This window comes from Nitrincola tapanii, assembly GCF_008368715.1.
In the GTDB taxonomy this organism is placed as follows: domain Bacteria; phylum Pseudomonadota; class Gammaproteobacteria; order Pseudomonadales; family Balneatricaceae; genus Nitrincola; species Nitrincola tapanii.
Map to the genome: position 1 here is coordinate 1 of NZ_SMRS01000005.1, position 19,303 is coordinate 19,303.

The window sequence follows — 19,303 nt, forward strand, 5'->3', positions numbered from 1 at the left end:
ATAGAGACGTGGAACCACCTGATCCCATTCCGAACTCAGTCGTGAAACGCGTCATCGCCGATGGTAGTGTGGGGTCTCCCCATGTGAGAGTAGGTCATCGCCAGGCACCTAATACGAGAAACCCTCACCACTTCGTGGTGGGGGTTTTTTTATGCCAAAAAATGATCAGATTGAATCCTTATCAAGTAAAATTTAGGCCATAGTTAACCTAAGGAGCCTGCATGTCCTCATTTGAACTGCCCGAACTCTGGATTTATGTCCTGATTTTCCTGGTCACGGCTATTGTGCTTTGGTTGATTAAAATTATTTATGGCCAGTGGAAGAGCTTGAAGCGACTGAAACGGAACCAGGCCGAGCAGCTACAGTTAGCTGAGCGGACTAAGAAAGAAAAAGAGCGTTATATCATTGATAGTATTACCCTAATAGCACAGGGCGTAGAGGATAATCAACTTGGTAAAATTGAAGCTGCGATTCGACTCAAGGTTTTAGTTGATAATCTGCAACCCGATTTCTCTTTGTGCCAAGAGTTAAAAATCCTGACCTTTATTTATGATTCAACTCTGCATATACCGAGACTACAGGCATGGCGCGCCCTAGCCGAAGAAGATAAATCGCGTTTTGCAGAGTTTATGCAAGGGTTAGAAGTGAAGCATGCATCAGAAATTCAGGCATCCGTACAGTATCTTTTAAGTCATCCACTCATTAAGAATAGGTGATATGGAATATCTAATCATCTTTCTAGTCACGTTCTTAGTGCTGATAGGGGTTGTCTTGGCATTGGCTTTCGGAAAAACTCCAGGCTATCGCCCCTCTCGTGTCGAGGTGTTAAAAATACTCCAAGCCCTAGAATCCGGAGAGCTTGCTCAAGAACAGTGGGATATGTTTTTAGGTTATCCCATTAGCCATGATCCAGATCTAGAAGAGATACGCCGAGACTTGATTCTAATACATGAAGGTGATGGAGTGGATCTACCAGCAGGCTCAGGAATAGATGGTTATATCTATGACAGATCTGGCCGCGCTAGAGTGTTAAAAGTTCGAGAAAAGCTAGAGCTACTTATTTCTAAAGAGATGGTTTACAAAGACTTCTAGTGATTTGATCGTAAAATTCTCTCTAAACGTTGAAAAAGCTTCCATAAACCTCGGCAGTCTTGAGCTTGTAATACATCCATGAGTTCATGCACTGTTTGCTCAAGCTCGGGCTGATCATACAAGCCTGCAATTCCCTGAAGTTGATGCAGCTCGCTACTGAGAGCGGACCAATCCTTACGATGAATTTGTTGTTGGATAGCAAGGAGGCGCTTTTCTAATTCGTCCTGAAGTGCTTGGTCTGTGACAGCGGGTACAGAAACTTCTGGATAAGAGTTAAGAGTTTCACCATATACAGTCTGATAGGTTTCTTTAAGTAGGGCGAAAAGTTTCTGATTATCTAAAGGTTTGTAGAGTATCTCTGATATGCCGATGTCGGCCAATGCCTGTTCTTCTCTTGCAGAGAGATTGGCAGTGAGTGCAACAATTCGACTTGAGCTGAGAGCCTGCCGAATCAGAGCGGATGCTTGAATGCCGTCCATTTCCGGCATGTTGATGTCCATAAGGATAAGACTGGGTTGATGTGTTTTGCTGGCGACAACTGCTTCCTTGCCATTTGCACACTCAATCACTTCTGCGCCTAATTGTGCCAGGGTTTTACTGGCGAGCAGGCGATTGAAGTCATTGTCTTCTGCCAATAGAACTTTAATCGGTTTGGGTAAGGATTTTTCTACAGAATGCTGATAAGAAATTTCGCTTCTAACATCTAAATGTAAATGTTGGTAAAGTCGTTTAGGCTCCACAGGTTTGGGGAGTGCACTGATATGTGAGTGCTTAAGCTCAATATGTACGTCGCTCGGAGATAATAAAATGATTTCAGATGATTTGTATTTAAGCTTTAATTGTCGAAGGAGAATGTTGAGATTCTTTGAGTTAAACTCTCGTGCCATTAAATTAACTAAAATATGGCTGTAATCTATATACGTGCTGTCCACAAACTCTTTCGCATTAGGGAAGAAAGCAACTCGGTCTGAGATCTCTTTCAGAAGATAGCCCAATGACAACCTTGAAGTCGGATCCTGATCTAGTACGGCAATATTGAGATGACTGGGTACTTCAAATACGGGTTTGGATTCAGCTAACTCTAAAGGTAAGCTGACGATAAATTCTGTGCCTTTACCTTCTTGGCTCGTGAAGTGAATTTCGCCCTTCATGAGGTTAACCAGACGCGCAACAATTGCTAGTCCTAATCCTGAGCCACCATAACGTCGACTAATGCTGCTATCTGCTTGAAAAAATGCTTCGAATAGATTTGCTTTAAATTCTTCTCTGATACCTATGCCGGTATCTTGAATCTTAAGATGTATCTTACCTTGCTCTAGGTCGTAATCTAGGTTTAAACACACCTCACCTTGTGCTGTAAATTTAATGGCATTACCAAGCAGATTGGTCAGGATCTGCCTTAATCGGGTAGGATCACCTTTAAGCTTATTGGGCAGAGGCTGGGGTAATAAGCAGTGTAACTCAATAGATTTACTGTGCGCGGACGGCGCATGCATTTCTAAAACCCGGAATATCAGCTCGTTAGGATCGAATAAAATACTTTCGATTTTAATGGCTTCTGATTGTAGTCTAGAAAAATCGAGAACATCATCGATTAAGCTCAGAAGGGTCTTAGAGGTTTGATCGATGATACCGATGTATTGATTTCGTTCTTTTTCTGACAGATCCATCTTTAACATCTGGGTGAAGCCAATTACCGAGGTAAGGGGGGTACGTAACTCGTGGCTCATGCGCGCTAAAAAAGCATCTTTGGCTTGATTGGCTTTTTTGGCTTTCTCTTGCGCATCGATTAGATCGCGATTGGTCACTTCGGCATTTGCTAGGCTTTGTTTCAAGGCATAGGTCGCTTGTTGAATTCGACTCTCTAACTCTCTATTCGCTTCCTGCACGGTGGAGGCAAGCTGATTGATTCCTTGCCCTAGGGTATTCAATTCATCTGTAGCAATGCGCGTGGCTCTTGCACCGAGATCCCCGCGTTGTAGTTTAAAAATGATTTCACTTAATCCACTGATGGGTTCAGTGATTCTTCGTCCAAAAAGGCTGGCAATTAAAAAGGTCAGTAAAAAGCCGATAGCAATAATTAATAAACTTCGTAATAGAATTTCAAGTTGTCGTTGAATAATAGGTTTATCCGAAATCAAAATGGCAACCCAGCCGATAATCTCTCCCTCGTCCTCTTTTGGATAAAACTCTGGATTCTGATCTAACTGAACATAGGTTATAAAAACGGGCCGTACGAAGTACCAGATTTCATCCTGATAGATAACCTCCTGATTAAATTCAGGTGTTGAAATGCTGAAGCTTGCTTCACGATAGATCATCTCTTTTTTATCGTTATAAAAGATTACATCACTAATCAGAGCTTCTCGAATCAAGCGTTGACTGAGTGGCGCTAACTCACTGGGATTTGAGCTTAATATTCCAAATTCGGCTGCCGCTGCGAGAAGACGAGTCAATTGAGCGCCCTTGTCGAGAAGAGCCTCTTTACTATCGGCTAGCTTAGTGACGGTGAAATAACCTCCTAAAATGGTGGTGATGATCAACATGGGGACTAGGGATAAAAAAAGGACGCGCTGGCGGATACTGGTGTGATGCAGTCCTTTCATCGCATCTCTTCCTGGAGAAGTGCTTGCGAAAGTTGATCGAGACTCGGTAAGCGCATCCTTAAAGTGCGCTCGGTGTTGCTGTTCACTTTTAAGGTGAAGTATTGAGGAAAAGCCTGGACGGGACTTCTTCCTTGCCGAATGGCGCTCAGGGTTTCAGCCACCTGTTGTGCTTGTTGCTCAGGGGTTGAGTAAACACCAATCAGTGCACCGGCATCCACATAACTTTCCGAAAAACCAATCAGCGGGACACGATTGCGTAGGCTGATATACAGCAGCCATTTAGTAACGGTACGATTAAATAAAGTGCTGTCAGGTAGTGCTAAAAACACCTGGCTTCTTTCCAGCAAGGGCGTCAAGGTTTGTACAGGATTACCCTCTTCACGCAAGAAGTCGCTGAGTGTTAGAAACCCGTATTGCTGCGCATACTCTTCTATTTCGGTTTGATAGATCTGTGAACTTTCTCCATAGAGAGTGCCAAGATATTTGGCTTGGGGAACCAATAATCTCGCTAAAGCGACTTGACGCTGAATCGGCTGATCCAGAAACACGGCATCGATTGCGCGCTCAATATCCGTGTCTGCTTTTTGCGGATGATCAATAAGATGTTGAAATGCCTGCGAGGGTAAAAAAGTACAGATGAGACGCGTTGGTGATTGTGTATGTCTGGCGAGTTCTTCACAGGCACGTGTGCCTATCGCCACAACAATCGGGCGCTGACGTATCTCATGTGTGGCTTGATTCAGGAGGAGTGTTTCTGTTGGTAACGCCGTGCGTTGACTGATGAGCCGCGCAAATTGTTGATAGATGCCGCTGTTGTCCGTTAGAACTAATGGAATATCGGTCGCTTGTGCCAGCGGGCTGATGCAAAGACAGACGAGCCAAAGCCGTTGTACGCTTTGGCTTAGCCTTGACCTCAAAGTCTTTGCAACATCCTTGCTCAACATATCGGTTATCAGCTCAGTCAATTGACATACTGAGTCGCACTAAAAAGCGACGTTCTTGTCGATTCTCAGGATAGAACTCCTGATAATCCCTATCCCAAAGGTTTTCCACTCGACCTGCCAGCTCAAACTCCTGACCTGCTGTGGTAGACCATTGGTATTTCAAACCTAAATCAGTGCGATGGTAGGCGCTCTGACGGGGTTCCAAGACACCATAGCTTTTGCGCCAAGTCGCATTGTCCATAAAATAATGCGTAAGGTTCACCGTCCAATCGGGTTGCACTTGCCAGTTTAGAAGTATAGACAGCGTGGTTCGTGGCAGTAGTTGCCCTCCCACAAAATTGTCAAAAACTCCTTGGCTCCATTGTTGAGTCCGATTGTGGATATAAGCAGCATTCGCGAGTAGCCAAAAATCAGTTTTGGGTTGAAAGCGCAGTTGTGCCTCAAGTCCACGATTGTGCCAGCCTCCTAAATTGTCTTTCGTTCCTGCACCGTTTGTTTGTTGAGTATTGACCAATACACGACTCACTTGTTCATCAAATACACGCAGATCCAGTGAGGCTTGGAGCGCTGTGAATTCATATAACCAGCCCAGCTCCCAGCTTTGATTGAGCTCTGGTTCTAGATTGGGATTGGCCTGATCGATAGGTTGTGGATAAGGAATGAGAATCTGATAGTTTCCATGTCGTTCAAGTAGTGAGGGTAAGCGTTCACTATGGCTGTACCCAAGCCTTAGCGATTGATTAGGAGCCATCTGCCAATTCAATGCGCTACGTAATGATTGGCCCGAACCTAGAGAGGCTTGGCGTTCATACATGCCTCCCAGGTTTAACAAGAGTTGATCGTTGAGCGGGATGCCTAGGGATGAAAAGACCCGAAAACGTTCTTGTGCGATCAAACCGGATTGCAGCAGTACGGGGCTTTCTGCAGACTCTACGCGATAGCCAAAACCTGAATAGTGTGTAACCTTCTGATGTTTGTCTGATTCAAAAGCAAGCTCTAGATCTTTTGTCTGAACTTTACCTTTCTCTCGATATCCGACAAAACTGGGATTGAGTTGTTGGAAGAGTGTAGCGATCCCGAAATTCGGGATATCTCGATAGAAGGCAACTAAATCCTCAGTACTGGGCGGCATTTCATCTAGCTGAAGATCACTGCGAGACACACGTAGATGTCGCAGCATGCCCGAATTTAGTTCTTTGCTCCAATCCAACTGTTGAAAATTTGCCTGGTAGTCACGCTTACTGATATAGCGCTCTTTATCCGGGAAGCCCGAATTGGGGAAGAGGTAACCTATACGTGTATGGCCTTGATCCAATCCGAAACGTAGAGTGAGGTTATTCTGCAAGTCGGGTGTCCAAGCATAAGCACCATTCAGATACAGGCGTTCTGCTGCATCTTTGAACTGAGAACTGCCGGCATTCTGCTCATGATTCAGGCTCAGACGATAAAAACCATCACCGAGTGCTGAGCTGTGTTGCAGATGGCTGTGCTTGCGATCTCGACTGCCATATTGAACTTCGGCTGCCCACTTAGGCGTAAGGGAAGGATGGCGCGTAATAAAGTTAATAGAGCCTAAAAAGGCATTAGAACCCTGCGTTGCGGAATTGGAACCACGCACGATTTCGATCCGCTCCAGATCATTTGGATGCAGGGCTAAGGAGGTCCAATCGACCGTGCTCAATAAGGGTAAATAAACGCTGCGGCCATCAATACGGACTTCTAACTGGTTAGGAAACTCATCCGTGACACCGTGATAGTTCACACCAAACTTGTTGCTGTTTACATGAAAGACTTGAAAGCCTGGCACCAGGCGCATCAGATCAGGCAGGTTCGTGGCACCGGATGCTTCAATTGTGGCACGATCGATCACGCTGACTGAAGCCGGAGTTTGATGCAAGCTTTGGCGTATGCCACTCGCGGCTTGGGCAACAGGAATTGAGGTTAAGAAATCCGCTTCGCTGAGGTGCTGGGCATTGGGTTGTGCCTGAAGGCCACTCAGTGGCAGACAGAACAAACCGAGCAACCTGCTCCAAGATAAGCGAGAACGCAGTCTATCAAAAACCCAAAGAGACATAGGGGATCGTCTTACATGACATGGTTGGAAGTCCTTTTATGTTTAATGATATTTTAACTTGAGTTGCAGGAAAGTACGACGCTCGAAGTCGTGTAAATCATAAAATTCTTGGTAGGTTTTATTGGCAATATTTTGTACGGTTAAGGCGGCCTCAAGCGTTTGATCGGCGCTCAAATCCCACTGTTTGGACAGACGAACATCGGTTCGGTTATAAGGGCGTTTACGATCACCCTCCTGCCAAAACACATGATCCATATAGTAGTGCGCGAGACTGAGATTAAGATTATGTAATGGTGACCAGTTCACTAAGCCACCAAAGGTGTGGCGGGGCGCGTGAGGTGGGCGATTGAAATAATTTATATTACCATCTTTGTTGATTTTACCGGTTGCCCATTTCTCATGACGTGCTCTAGTGTAGCTATAGGCCAAGGATAACCATAATTTATCTGTGGGCTGTAATCTAAGTTGTAACTCAGAGCCTGTGTTTTGTAGATTACCTATATTTTGATTGTTTCTGACTCTTTGGTCTTCCATGTCATCTGTATAGATCCAGAAACTACTGATGGAGTCATTTACTTTTTCAGAGAAAACTTTCAAATCCAAATAACCGGGAATACGATTAAATTCTTTTGTGATCCCCAACTCCAAACTTCTAATATTTTCTGCTTTCAAGTCAGGATTTTCGATACTTATTTGATCATAGATTATAGGGCCGGTAGGTCCAGGCAAGAAAATGCTAGCATTGCCATACTGCTCGGCCAGTGAAGGTAGGCGTTCGCTGTAGCTGTAGCCCAATCTCAGAGTCGTGTCGATCGATGCATGATAGTTGAGAGCGGAACGAAAGGATTTAGCATCGGCAGCTGAAGCTTGTTTCTCGTAAAGTGCACCAAGGTTTAGTACCCACTCTGGTGTCAAATCCATCTGAAAATTATTAAAGGCTCGATATCGGGTTGCAGAGATATGGCCATTTTGGAAGAGCGTATCGCTTCTACCCAGATCGTGTCGAATACCCACACCACTAGAGTGTTGAATATTAGACTGATCATAATCATAGGTGACTTGTAAATCTTGTTGTCGAGTGTAGCCATTTTCTCCCGAAAACCTTAGGCCGGGATTAAGTTCGGCAGTGCTTTTAGCATAAGCGAGCTGTACTGAATTTGGATTTGTAAAACCCAAAAAATTTGCAAAATCATATACAGTAGGTGCTGCTTCCTTGAGGTTTAAGCTATTGCGATAAGCGCTGATTACAAGTTTATTGTGTGTGTCCAGATAATGTTGCCAGCGCAGATGTTGAAAATCTGCTTCATAGTCCTGACGAACAGCAATACTATCTGCTTTTTTGAAAGAACCAATTTCCTTATGCCCCCGATCTATACCCAGATTCAGATCAATTTGATCGGATAAAGTGGGTGTAAAGCTCGCGGCTAGATTTAAGTAATTACGTTGTGCACTGTCTTGATAACGCTGACTGCCCTCATTGGTATGATGAGTCATACTCAAACGGTAGTGACCGTGAGGCGTCAATTGAGTCAAACGCGCATGTCCCTCTTGAGTTCCCAAGGAACCCTGAGTATAGACAAGTGCCGCTCTCGGTTCTGCGGCAGGGATGCGGGTGATGATATTAATTGCGCCCATAAAAGCGTTGGAGCCATGAGTGGCGGTATTCGAGCCGCGAATCACTTCAATACGTTCGATATCTTCAAGGTGCAAGCCAAGTGATGTCCAATCGGGTGCTGAGATCAGAGGCATATACACGGAACGGCCATCAATCATCACTTCTAAACGATTGGGAAAATCATCACTCATGCCATGGTAGGTCACACCGTATTTGTTGGTGTTGACGTGAAAGACCTGAAAGCCAGGAACGAGGCGAAACAGATCGGGAAGATTTTGTGCACCGGATGCACTAATCATAGCGCGATCGATGACGGTCACCGAAACCGGTGCATCGGTCAGTGTTTGTGTAAAGCGTGTCGCGCTGGTGATCTGTGGAATGTCGGCTAAGAACGCTTGTTCATCGGGGAGATGTCTGGCAGGTTGAGCCTGAAGGCTCGACACTAAGATGCAACTTACACATAAAGGTAAAAACACAAAAAAACGCATGATCAAGATCCGCTGGATTGGAAAGGGCCTAGGGGCTAGCTTTCAAACATGAAAGTAATGCCGCAACCCTTTGCAGCGAGAGCAAATCCATAAAAATATTTGGTTATTCAAACACCGCTACCGAGACTTGTCCAGTCTACTTTGGCTCAGTTCAAGCCTTGGCAGCGCCCTTCTCGGTGAGGTTGCTGATAGACCCACTCTAAGAGCTGTTGTTGTAGTTGTGTGCCTAAACCTTGATGTGCCTCGGGATGATTGATTAATAACACCACTAACCAATCCTCACCACACTGACTCCTGAGGTATCCACTGATGCCTGAGACTTGATTGAGCAAGCCTGTTTTTAAATGCATCTGGCCACGCTTAGGATCTTGGCGATATTGACGTCGTGTTGTCCCATCTAAGCCGGCAATGGAAAGTGAGGAAATAAATTCAGGGCGCCAAGGACTTCTCCAGCCTGCTTGAAGAATTTGCGCCATCTGTTGTGGACTGATGCGTGCAGAACGGCTTAAACCTGAACCATTCTCGATAAACATGCCCGAGGTGTTAACGCCTAGTTCGCTCAGAACATCGTTTAGGGCAACACGTGCTTTTTCTAAGGTAGCAGGTTCACCTAAACGCTCGGCCCCAAGGGTTAAGGCCATATGACGTGTCATCACATTATGGCTCCACTTGTTGGCCACCCGAATGAGATCACTCAGGGGACGTGAGTGATGTACCATCAGCAACTGAGCATTCAGGGCGGGCCCTGAGTGAGTGCGTACACGTCCGTTCCACTCTCCACCCCATTGCTGCCAATGTAAACGAAAGAGTTCGCCCGCATAGAACTCCGGATCGACGGCGGTACGTAAGAGTTCATAGGCACCGCATTGGCTAGGATAGGCGCCAGAAAAGATCACTCGGGTGCCTTCGACCTCATAACGTATATTGCGTTGCCAGGCATCACAGCTACCGCTGCCACGGGTGAGTTGATTAACAATTTCCATTCCGGGTAATGGCGGCTCCGCTTCAATACGGATCTTGTCTGAACCGCGCTCAGGTAGAATATGGAAACGAATCGAGTTGGCATTGAATAATAAGGGGTGTGGAAGCTGGTTGTAGGCACGATAAGGCTGGCCATCAAAGGCTCCTGGATCACCCGGTGGTAAATTGAAGTAACTCGTATCTAGAATTAAATCCCCTTCGATACGTTTAAGGCCGGTGCTGCGCTGTAAATCACGCAACATGCGCCAGTGCTCTTCACTCACGGCCCCCGGATCGCCACTACCACGTAAGATCAAATCACCCCGCAAAACGCCCTGTTCAATCGGTGCGGTGGCACGGATCTCAGTGCGCCAAGTGTAATCTGGACCGAGTGCAATCAGATTGGTCAGGGTGGTGGCCAGTTTGATGGTAGAGGCGGGATTAAATAAGCGTTCAGGCTGATGTGTAGCCAGTGGAGCCGAATCTCCTATGCGCTCAACCCAGATGCCGATGGCTTCGGCCGACAGGCGTTGCTGGCTGATGAGTCGGTTCAACGAAGCTTCTTGAGTTTGCGCAAAACTGAGGCTGGTCAGCAGGCTGATACAGCATCCACCGAGTAGATAGTTGATCCAGCGCTTCATTTTAAATCGCATCTTAAATCCCATCGTACACCTCATCGTACATCCCATCGCAAATCTCTACCTTGAGTCGAATGCATGCTATGAATAGGTTCAGAATCATACGCGCTGCCGAAATGGACGGAAAGGGTATGACGGCGTAATGCGCAGTGCGCGATTTCGATCCCTTGTCTGACCTATGTTAGTCTGAGGATTCCCAGCTGCGTGAATCAGGATGTTTTTTATGTCTAAACGACCGCTGTTTGCCTCGGGCGTGAGGCTAGGTGTGGATTATATCAAGGTAATTTTACCTTTTTTGCTACTCGGTATGGCGTTATTCGCCCTGGCCTGGCCTTTTGTTGAGCCGGCACCGCCGGAGCGTTTTCGAATCGCGACCGGCATGCCCGGCGGCGCCTATGAACGTATGGGGCAGGCCTATCAGCGTTACTTTGCTGAGCAGGGTTTTGTGCTTGAAAGCCACGCCAGTGCTGGATCTGTAGAAAATTGGCAAAAGTTATTAAGGGGTGAGGTGGATGCGGCCATTGTGCAAAGTGGTACACGCCCTTTAGGGGTGGAAAATCAGTTGCAGGCCGTGGTCAGTCTTACCTTCGAACCCTTGTTTATTTTTTATCGGCAGCGTGATTTTTCTGCCCAAAAGGCACCTGGAGATCAGCTACTCTTTGATCTGGATAGTTATTTGCCTCTCAATTTAGCCATTGGAGCGGATGGTAGTGGCACCCAAAGCTTAATGACAGGATTACTGCAATTACATACAGAAAGCCTGGGCAGAATTTCGACAGATTTGACTCTGCAGGGATTGGGTGGGGAAGCAGCTTATCAAGCGCTCAAAGAGGGAAGTGTCGATTTTGCCAGCTTCGTCATGGCGGCTGATGCGCCTTTGTTGCAGCGCCTTTTGGCGGATCCAGAACTAGGGGTCGTGGATTTTGTGCGCGCCAATGCGATCAGTCAGCGGCTACCTTTTCTAAGCCCCGTTGTTCTGCATCAAGGCGTCGTGGATCTTCAGGCAAACTTGCCTGGGCGTGACGTACAGTTGGTTGCCCCCTCGGCGTATCTAGTGGTCCGTAAAGATGCGCACCGTGCTCTGGTTCAGCTTTTAATAGAAGCGGCGCGCCAGGCACAAAGTACCTCCTCTTTGACGGCACCTCAGGGGTATTTCCCCAACTTGGCGCATATGGATCTGCCCGTGGCAGAGGAGGCTGAGTATTTTTTCCAGCGAGGCCCCAGTTTCCTGTATCGGCATTTACCCTTCGGTTTGGCCATTCTGGTTGATCGCTTGGCGATTTTAATCCTGCCCTTGCTGGCTATTTTAATCCCCTTATCTAGAATGGCACCTCCGGCGTTACGTTGGCGAATTCGCCGCCGTATCTATCGCTGGTATCGTAAGCTCCGGCTGATGGATAATGCACTTCTAGAAAGCGCCCTGACCGAGGCGCAATTACACAGCTATCTGCAGCAAGTCCGGCAATTGGAAGATGAGGTGGCGAACACAGAGGTGCCGCTATCTTATATGGAAGAGTTCTATAATCTACGTTTACATGTTGCTTATATACGTCAGCGTTTGGAAACACGCTTGTCGTCATGAGGGGAGTGAAGTTGATGAGGTGGTTTCGCAGTCTATTATTATTCTGTGTCTGCGTAAGTTTAAGTGCCTGTGTGGGGATCTGGCCTTTAGGGGAAAAAGAACCCACGGCCTTGAGTCTGCAAGTGGTGACACCGACAGGTTCAGCTCTGCCCGCTGCTTCGTTAACCCGTCCACTGCTTTCCCTAGTGGTTGAGCGTCCTAGCGCACCTTCCGGGTTGAGTGGGCACTCAATTTGGTTTGCGAGCGGTCCTCATCAGCTGACCCCTTTTCGTGAGCATCAATGGCAGACTCCTTTGCCTGAACAGTTAGAAACCTATTTGCAAGCTTATCTTTCCCAAAGTTTATCCGGTGTGCGCGTCTACTTAGATCGGCCGGGTGTCAGCAGTGATTATCGACTCACTAGCGAACTGTTACAGTGGCACCTCGATCAAACCTCACAACGCTTGTTAGTCACTCTGCATGCGCATTTGTACCAAGGTGAGCGTTTACTGATCAGCTGGCAGTGGCAACATTCTGAAGCACTGCGCGAAGTCACGGCACCCGGCTTGGTGCAAGCGGGCCAAGTTTGGATGGAAAAATGGTTCCAACAATTAGAGCGTTCCCTCTGGCCCTATTTAATCCCCCTTGAGTAATTCTGCGACAGGAGTTTAATCATGAGTTTACCCACTATGCGTATTTTGTCCGATCAGTTACAAGCCTGTGGCCAGTTGAGTGCAGAAGATATTCGTGCTCTGGCCGCGCAGGGCGTGAAAACCTTGATTTGTAATCGTCCAGATCAGGAGGAAGAGGGACAGCCTGACAGTCACAGCCTGCAAGCTTTGGCTGAGTCGTTAGGCATGCAGTGGTATTTTCTGCCCGTGGTATCGGGTCAGGTCAAGGATGAAGAGGGCGATGCTTTTGCACAGATCCTCAAAAGCATGCCAACCCCAGCGGTGGCGTTTTGTCGTACCGGTGCGCGTTGTGGTTGTCTTTGGGCTTTATCGCAGCGCCATGAACGTAGTGGTGAAGAGCTGGTACGTGCTTTGCAGCAAGCGGGTTACGACATGCCAGATTTTTTCAAACGTCTAACGGCGGTTTAAATCTAGCCTGTGTTTGAGCAGATTTGCCTGATATTTCTTCATGGAGTGAGAGCTTATGCTGGAACGACTTTTTGGGTTAAAGGCGCATAACACTTCGGTTCGTACCGAAGTGCTGGCAGGTGTGACCACCTTTTTAACGATGGCATACATCATCTTCGTTAACCCAAGTATTCTGGCGTTAGCCGGCATGGATGAAGGTGCTGTATTTGTGGCCACTTGCTTAGCGGCAGCGATTGGCTGTCTGATTATGGGCATCTGGGCAAATTACCCTATCGCGATGGCGCCGGGAATGGGGCTTAACGCCTTTTTTACCTTTGGTGTCGTTTTAGGGATGGGTAAAAGCTGGGAGGTTGCGCTGGGTGCGGTTTTTCTCTCCGGTGTGTTGTTTATCCTGATCAGTATTTTTAAAATACGCGAATGGGTGATTAATGCCATTCCTGCCTCCTTAAAGCTGGGTATTGCCGCAGGGATAGGCTTATTTCTTGCGCTCATCGCGATGAAAAATGCAGGAATTATCGTTGAGCATCCAGCGACCCTTGTCACACTGGGTAATTTAGCTGAGCCCTCTGCACTTTATGCGTTTCTCGGATTTTTTGTCATCGCAGCCTTGGCCTACTTAAAAGTGACCGGTTCGGTGATGATCGGGATACTTGCGGTGACGCTGTTAGCTATGCTGTTAGGACATAATCAATACGCCGGCCTGATCTCTATGCCACCGTCTATTGCACCGACCTTTATGGCGATGGATATTGCTGGGGCATTTGAAGTGGCGATGATCAGTGTGATTTTCGCCTTTCTGTTTGTTGATCTATTTGATACATCTGGAACGCTGATCGGTGTTGCCGAGCGCGGCAAGCTCTTAGATCAAGAGGGCAAGCTACCGCGCTTAAAACGGGCGTTGATGGCCGATTCCAGTGCTACGGTTGTCGGGGCTGCGCTCGGCACTTCGTCTACCACCAGTTACATCGAAAGTGCTTCCGGTGTCGCGGCGGGGGGACGTACCGGTCTGACCGCCGTTGTCGTGGCAGGATTGTTTCTGGTAAGTCTCTTTTTCGCCCCCTTGGCGGGCTCGATACCTGCTTATGCCACATCCGGTGCCTTGATGTATGTAGCCGTTCTGATGGCAGGCAGTTTAGCCAAGGTGGATTGGGAGGATGTCACTGAAGCAGCGCCTGTATTGATTGCGGCTCTGACGATGCCTCTGACATTTTCTATCGCGCATGGTATTGCCTTGGCCTTTATTACGTATGCCGCCATCAAATTGTTTGCGGGTAAAGGCCGTGACGTGAGTCCGGCGGTGTATGTACTAGCCGCGCTGTTTATTGTGAAGTTCGTATTTTTCCCCGATTAATCTGCATGGAGAGTGAACGTTGAGCACTTCTCCTTTGCCGCCGGTTTTCAGTGTGCTCCTAGCTGGGCACCGGCAGCAGCGCTTGCAGCGTGGCTACTCAGCTGAGGTGCAAGCACAGCGCCAGGAACAACTGCAGCAGACCTTAACGACGGTCTTGTCTCATTTAGCTCAGGAGGCGGTGAGTGCCTTTGCATTAGCACAAAAGGAATACCTCCCTCTTACACCTGAATTACGCTTGTTGACGGGTACGGCGAGTGGTGTTGATGCCTTGGGTCGCGATCTCGCACCGACTCTAGGGTATCGTTTACATTTGATGAGCGCTCAAAGTTCTGCAGAGGTCTTTGAGGCAGAGCGTAATCTGGTGCTAGGCATGCAGCCTTCCTCTGAGATGAACGCGCTTCAGCAAAGTGATTACTCACTCAGAGATGATCTACTCTTGAGTTTTGCTGATCTTTTAGTGGCTGTTTGGGATCGCTCGGAAAGCGCTGAAATTAAAAGTGGGACGGCGAAATTGATTCGCAGTGCCCTGCTCAAGCGTAAACCTGTGTTGCTGATCCGTTTTGATGCCGTAGATGCTGTGCCGCAATTGCAGCTTTGTGATACCCAAAAGCTGGGAGAGTCGGAAACCCTAGAGCTGGAAACCTTTGGTCATAAGCGTGATGTGCTTGAGCAGTTCTTTTTGCCGAGTGTCGAAAGTATGGAGGCCTTACAGGCGCCCTTGCGGCTTTGGGTGCAACGTCTTCTTTGTCCTTTTGTTCAGGTTTTGCCAGAGGTGGCAGAGCAGGAAGCGCAGCTTCGCTTGATTGATGCCCAGCCTTCCTTCTTTGCCTGGCTCGGTACTTGGTGCCGTTATGTGTGGTCGGGTCGTAAAACGCCAGTTCCCTTATCTTTTGTGCGTTGGTGCACCCAAGCGCTGTTCTGGTTAAAATGGATGCTGAACCCACCCAGTGTGTCGGCTGAGCAGCGCTTGTTGCATCTCTTACAGCGACCCGTATTGCAACAAAGCCTTCAGCGGCGCTGGATACACCGTGTACATCGCTTTGGTTCAGCGCTGGCGCGCTTGGAGTGGCGCGAGGCTTTTTTAGCGCCAAAGAGTGTGTCGCATCCTGCTTGTTCTGAACCCTCATCCTTGCCGCTCTCGAGTCTGGATATCGCCTTTGTGCGTGCGGATGAAGCAGCACATTATTATGCTTGTGCTCACCGAGACGGAATTTGGCTGGTTTACTTTGCGGCGGCTTTTGCCGTTTTCTGTGCGGTGGCTGGAACCCTCCAGCTCTGGCCCGCGACTCAGGTCGGTTTAGTGATGTTTTGGGCGGTGGGTGAATTTGTACTGCTGCGATTTATCGTCGGACAGGTGTTGCAAGCTCGCTATAAGGATTGGCATGGACGCTGGATGAGTTACCGCTTTCTGGCTGAGCAGCTGCGTTATTTACGCATCGGTTATGCCATGCTGGTCTTACCTAAGGCTTTAGATACCAGTGCCTGGTATTTAGATACACAGCATCAATTCAAACTCAAACATCCCGAGGTCTGGATATTGCAGCGATTGTTAATCGCTCAGGGGTTGCCTCAAACACAAACTGCTGGAGCGATTTATCATCTCGCGCAAGAGCGGCCCCAGGCTTTACAAGCGTTCAAGCAAGCCCTGAGTGAGCATCGACACTATTTTTCACACAGCTATCATCACTTGCATCGTGAGCATGTGTATTTACATCGCTTAGCACTGATTTTATTTGTGATTACCTTTTGTGCGGTCACTTTACATTTTTTCGTCAAAATTTCCTGGATTCTGATTTTTACAGCTTTTTTCCCAGCCTGGGGTGCGGCCATCCATGGCGTGCTGACTCATAATGAAGTGGTGCGTATGTCAGCAATGGCGGGGGTGGTCTGGTCAAAGTTGGAGTATTTGCATCAAGCACTGAGCAGTCATCCACAAACTCTTAACACCTCTCTGGATAGCCCAACAGCCTGGACTGAAACCGGTGAGTTGCGTCAACTGATTGGGCATCTCATCATGATCCTAGCGGATGAGAATCAAACCTGGCGTTCGCTTTTACAACACAATCCACCCGATCTGCCTGCATAGATTAAGAGATGGTGCCGGGTGGAATCTCCACGCGTATTTTTTGGGTTTTTGCACCTAGCTGACTCAGAGCTACTCCGCTAAAAACGATGGCGACGGCAAACCATTGCTGAGTATTCAAGGCTTCTTGCAGGATTAAAAACGCAAAGAGTAGGGTAAAGACGGGCAGAAAATTCACATAAGCACCTGCTGTGGCTGCAGAAGTTTGGCTCAACGCATAGTTATAGAGGCCATAGGCTCCCACAGACACAAAGGCGCCCAAATAGAAAAGGTTCAGCCATAAGCTGCCAGGTAGGCTCTCAGGCCAAGGGCTCAGCATCGCTAAGGGAAAAAAGAACACAGCACCGGAGAGGGTTTGCACAGCCGTCAGAAATAAGGGGCTATAACGCTGAGTCAGTTTTTTCACTAAGAGCGTAAAGCCCACCGCACTGAGCATGGCTAAAAACTCTAAGAAGTTTCCTAACCAGGGTTTTGGCGCACTGGCTGAAATATCGCTATGCCAGGACATCCACAAAACACCGATTAAAGCCAAAACAAAGCCTGTCCATTGAAAAGCCGTAATCTGCTCTTTAAGAAAGAACCAGGCACCCGCCGCTACAAGGAGAGGCAGGGTGCTGGTGATCATCCCTGCTTGACTGGCGCTGGTGTATTGCAAGGCTAAACTTTCAAAAATGAAATACAGGCAGGGTTCAAACAGAGCCATACCCATTAATAATTTCCAATCTCCGGCTTGATAGTGAAAACCTTTTCGCCAAAAGCGCCAGAGTAATAAAAAGACTAGACTGCCAATCAGCATCCTCAGAAAAATTACCTGCATCGGAGCAAGCAGTGTAATGGCCATTTTTAGGGCGATAAAGGAACTGCCCCAGATCGCCATGGCCAGTAATAAGGCGCCATGGGCACGGAGGTGAAGAGATTGGGAGGTGAACACAGGGTAAGACTCAGTTGAAAAATTAGGGCCATGATAAAGTAGGCGATCAGAGTCTAAAAGTCGGTTTTGAGAGGGAGTGAACAAACATGCCTGTACGCCTAGCCTGGGTATTCTTCTTAGGTTTCTTTTGGGTCGATCTACATGCCGAACCTTTTATTGCTCCAGAAGTGTCCAGTGGCTGGCAGGTTGCAGAAACGGCGCAGTTTCAACACTGGGCCGTTGCCACGGCTCATCCGCTAGCCAGTGAAGCTGCTCATTCTATGTTGTTGGCTGGAGGCTCTGCCGTGGATGCGGCGATTGCTGCGCAATGGGTGCTCACTTTAGTCGAGCCGCAGTCCAGTGGTATTGGCGGAGGCGGTTTTATGCTGATGGCCGATGAGCAGGGTCTTCAAGCCTATGATGGACGTGAAACCGCACCTGCCGCGGCGAATGAAGGCTTATTTGTCTATGAAACGGGTGAGCCTTGGGCGTTTCGTGATGCAATGCTCAGCCCGAAAGCGATCGGGGTGCCGGGTTTGTTGGCCATGCTGGCACAGGCTCATCAAGAGCAAGGACAACTGCCTTGGGCGCAACTTTTTGAACCCGCTTTAGCCCTAGCTGAACAAGGGTTTGAGCTGACACCCCGTTTGGTTCATCTGTTGGATGTGGATTTTGCTTTAAAGAGTCGTGCTGCCGCGGCCGAATTTTTTTACGACCCGGATGGTCAGGCTTGGCCAGTCGGCACAAAATTTTCCAATCCCGCTTTGGCAGAAATTTTCCGACGTTTGGCTGCAGAGGGAGCGGAGGCTTTTTATCAAGGTGAGCTGGCGCAAGCACTGGTGGCTGAGGTGCAGGAAGCGGGTGGAATTTTGACTTTACACGATTTACAGGCCTATCGAGCTCAACAGCCGCAGGCCTTATGCACACCCTGGCGGGATTGGGTGATTTGTGGTTTTCCACCCCCTTCTTCCGGTCATATCACTCTCATGCAGATCTTATTGATGCTGGATGAAACAGAGCTACCGAGAACACTGCCACAAACCTCTGAGCAATGGGCAAACTGGATTCATTATTTTACCGAGGCATCGCGCTTGGCATTTGCGGATCGCAATCGTTATCTGGCTGATCCGGCGTTTGTGCCCGCACCCGCTTCTACCTGGCAAGCATTATTAGAGCCTGACTACCTGAGTGCGCGCAGCCAGTGGATACAGACGAATTCTATGCAGGAAGCACAAGCAGGCCAGCCCGGAGATCAGGCGAGTGTTTGGGCCGAGATGCCGACTCAAGAAGAGTATGGCACCACTCATATCAGTATCGTGGATGGTCAAGGCCGGGCGTTAGCCTTGACTAGTAGCATCGAAGCGGCTTTTGGAACACGATTTTTGCATGCTGGGGGAACCGGTTTGCCAGGAGGTTATTTTCTTAACAACCAGCTGACCGATTTTAGCTTCCAGGCAACGGATGCTCAGGGGCGTCTCGTGGCGAACCGGGTTGAAGCTGGTAAACGACCGCGTTCGAGCATGGCTCCGACGCTGGTTTTTTCAGCTGAGAAGGGTGAGTGGTTAGGAAGTTTAGGCTCGCCAGGCGGGGCGGCGATTATCCCTTATGTTGCGCGGACGCTTTGGTTCCTGCAGGAGGGCAGTCTGGACTTGGCGCAGATTTTATCCCTGCCACATGCACTCAGTCTGAATGGGCCGACCCTGTTGGAAAAAGATCGTTTTGATGGGCAGGTTAAGCAGGATTTACGCACGCGCCAACACCGGCTTCAAGAGGTGGAGCTCACCAGTGGTGTACAGATCATCTGGCGTCATCCTGATGTAGGTTTGCAAGCTGCTGCGGACCCTCGACGCGAAGGGCGGGTCCTCGGCAGATAATTTAAAA

General features: G+C 48.3%; 14 protein-coding genes and 1 rRNA gene. 9 read left to right on the plus strand and 6 right to left on the minus strand.

Features of this window, described 5'->3' with window-relative positions; all coding sequences use genetic code 11:
* The 3 genes from rrf to E1H14_RS07155 all read left to right on the plus strand — a co-directional run.
* Positions 1 to 106, plus strand: a 5S ribosomal RNA gene (gene rrf / locus E1H14_RS07145); the annotation flags it as partial.
* Between the two features lie 115 nt (positions 107 to 221).
* Positions 222 to 716 carry a DUF2489 domain-containing protein gene (locus tag E1H14_RS07150; RefSeq protein ID WP_149390779.1) on the plus strand — a complete coding sequence of 165 codons (495 nt, stop codon included), beginning with the start codon at positions 222 to 224 and terminating at the stop codon, positions 714 to 716.
* A gap of 1 nt (position 717) precedes the next feature.
* Positions 718 to 1,092 carry a hypothetical protein gene (locus E1H14_RS07155; RefSeq protein WP_149390780.1) on the plus strand — a complete coding sequence of 125 codons (375 nt, stop codon included), beginning with the start codon at positions 718 to 720 and terminating at the stop codon, positions 1,090 to 1,092.
* Here E1H14_RS07155 and E1H14_RS07160 read toward each other — a convergent pair.
* The 5 genes from E1H14_RS07160 to dacB form a co-directional block, all read right to left on the minus strand.
* Positions 1,089 to 3,698, minus strand: coding sequence for a hybrid sensor histidine kinase/response regulator (locus tag E1H14_RS07160; RefSeq protein ID WP_149390781.1), 2,610 nt, complete (start codon positions 3,696 to 3,698; stop codon positions 1,089 to 1,091). The two genes, E1H14_RS07155 and E1H14_RS07160, sit on opposite strands and share 4 nt — an antisense overlap.
* Positions 3,695 to 4,615, minus strand: coding sequence for an ABC transporter substrate-binding protein (locus E1H14_RS07165; RefSeq protein WP_160142037.1), 921 nt, complete (start codon positions 4,613 to 4,615; stop codon positions 3,695 to 3,697). Before E1H14_RS07165 ends, E1H14_RS07160 begins: the two co-directional genes overlap by 4 nt.
* A 40-nt stretch (positions 4,616 to 4,655) precedes the next feature.
* Positions 4,656 to 6,656, minus strand: a complete 2,001-nt coding sequence (locus E1H14_RS07170) for a TonB-dependent receptor plug domain-containing protein (RefSeq protein WP_235017415.1) — start codon at positions 6,654 to 6,656, stop codon at positions 4,656 to 4,658.
* Between the two features lie 102 nt (positions 6,657 to 6,758).
* Positions 6,759 to 8,819, minus strand: a complete 2,061-nt coding sequence (locus E1H14_RS07175) for a TonB-dependent receptor plug domain-containing protein (RefSeq protein WP_149390784.1) — start codon at positions 8,817 to 8,819, stop codon at positions 6,759 to 6,761.
* 146 nt (positions 8,820 to 8,965) lie between these two features.
* Complete coding sequence (gene dacB, locus E1H14_RS07180) at positions 8,966 to 10,432, minus strand: D-alanyl-D-alanine carboxypeptidase/D-alanyl-D-alanine endopeptidase (protein WP_149390785.1); 1,467 nt, start codon at positions 10,430 to 10,432, stop codon at positions 8,966 to 8,968.
* A gap of 208 nt (positions 10,433 to 10,640) precedes the next feature.
* Between dacB and E1H14_RS07185 the strand changes: the two genes are divergently transcribed.
* Genes E1H14_RS07185 through E1H14_RS07205 form a run of 5 tightly spaced genes read left to right on the plus strand, consistent with a single transcriptional unit; the run spans position 10,641 to position 16,515 of the window.
* Positions 10,641 to 11,999 (plus strand): TAXI family TRAP transporter solute-binding subunit, encoded by a 1,359-nt coding sequence (locus E1H14_RS07185; protein ID WP_160142039.1) that lies wholly within the window; start codon positions 10,641 to 10,643, stop codon positions 11,997 to 11,999.
* A gap of 14 nt (positions 12,000 to 12,013) precedes the next feature.
* Positions 12,014 to 12,631 carry an ABC-type transport auxiliary lipoprotein family protein gene (locus E1H14_RS07190; protein ID WP_160142040.1) on the plus strand — a complete coding sequence of 206 codons (618 nt, stop codon included), beginning with the start codon at positions 12,014 to 12,016 and terminating at the stop codon, positions 12,629 to 12,631.
* A 21-nt stretch (positions 12,632 to 12,652) separates the two neighbouring features.
* Positions 12,653 to 13,078, plus strand: a complete 426-nt coding sequence (locus E1H14_RS07195) for a TIGR01244 family sulfur transferase (protein WP_149390788.1) — start codon at positions 12,653 to 12,655, stop codon at positions 13,076 to 13,078.
* A 55-nt stretch (positions 13,079 to 13,133) separates the two neighbouring features.
* Positions 13,134 to 14,429 carry an NCS2 family permease gene (locus E1H14_RS07200; RefSeq protein ID WP_149390789.1) on the plus strand — a complete coding sequence of 432 codons (1,296 nt, stop codon included), beginning with the start codon at positions 13,134 to 13,136 and terminating at the stop codon, positions 14,427 to 14,429.
* A 19-nt stretch (positions 14,430 to 14,448) separates the two neighbouring features.
* Complete coding sequence (locus E1H14_RS07205; RefSeq protein WP_149390790.1) at positions 14,449 to 16,515, plus strand: hypothetical protein; 2,067 nt, start codon at positions 14,449 to 14,451, stop codon at positions 16,513 to 16,515.
* Position 16,516: 1 nt separating this feature from the next.
* On the opposite strand, the gene E1H14_RS07210 is transcribed toward E1H14_RS07205, so the two are convergent.
* Positions 16,517 to 17,443, minus strand: coding sequence for a DMT family transporter (locus tag E1H14_RS07210; protein WP_235017416.1), 927 nt, complete (start codon positions 17,441 to 17,443; stop codon positions 16,517 to 16,519).
* A gap of 86 nt (positions 17,444 to 17,529) precedes the next feature.
* Between E1H14_RS07210 and E1H14_RS07215 the strand changes: the two genes are divergently transcribed.
* Positions 17,530 to 19,296: a gamma-glutamyltransferase family protein gene (locus E1H14_RS07215; protein ID WP_149390791.1), complete on the plus strand. Its 1,767-nt coding sequence runs from the start codon at positions 17,530 to 17,532 to the stop codon at positions 19,294 to 19,296.
* The last annotated feature ends 7 nt before the right edge of the window (positions 19,297 to 19,303 follow it).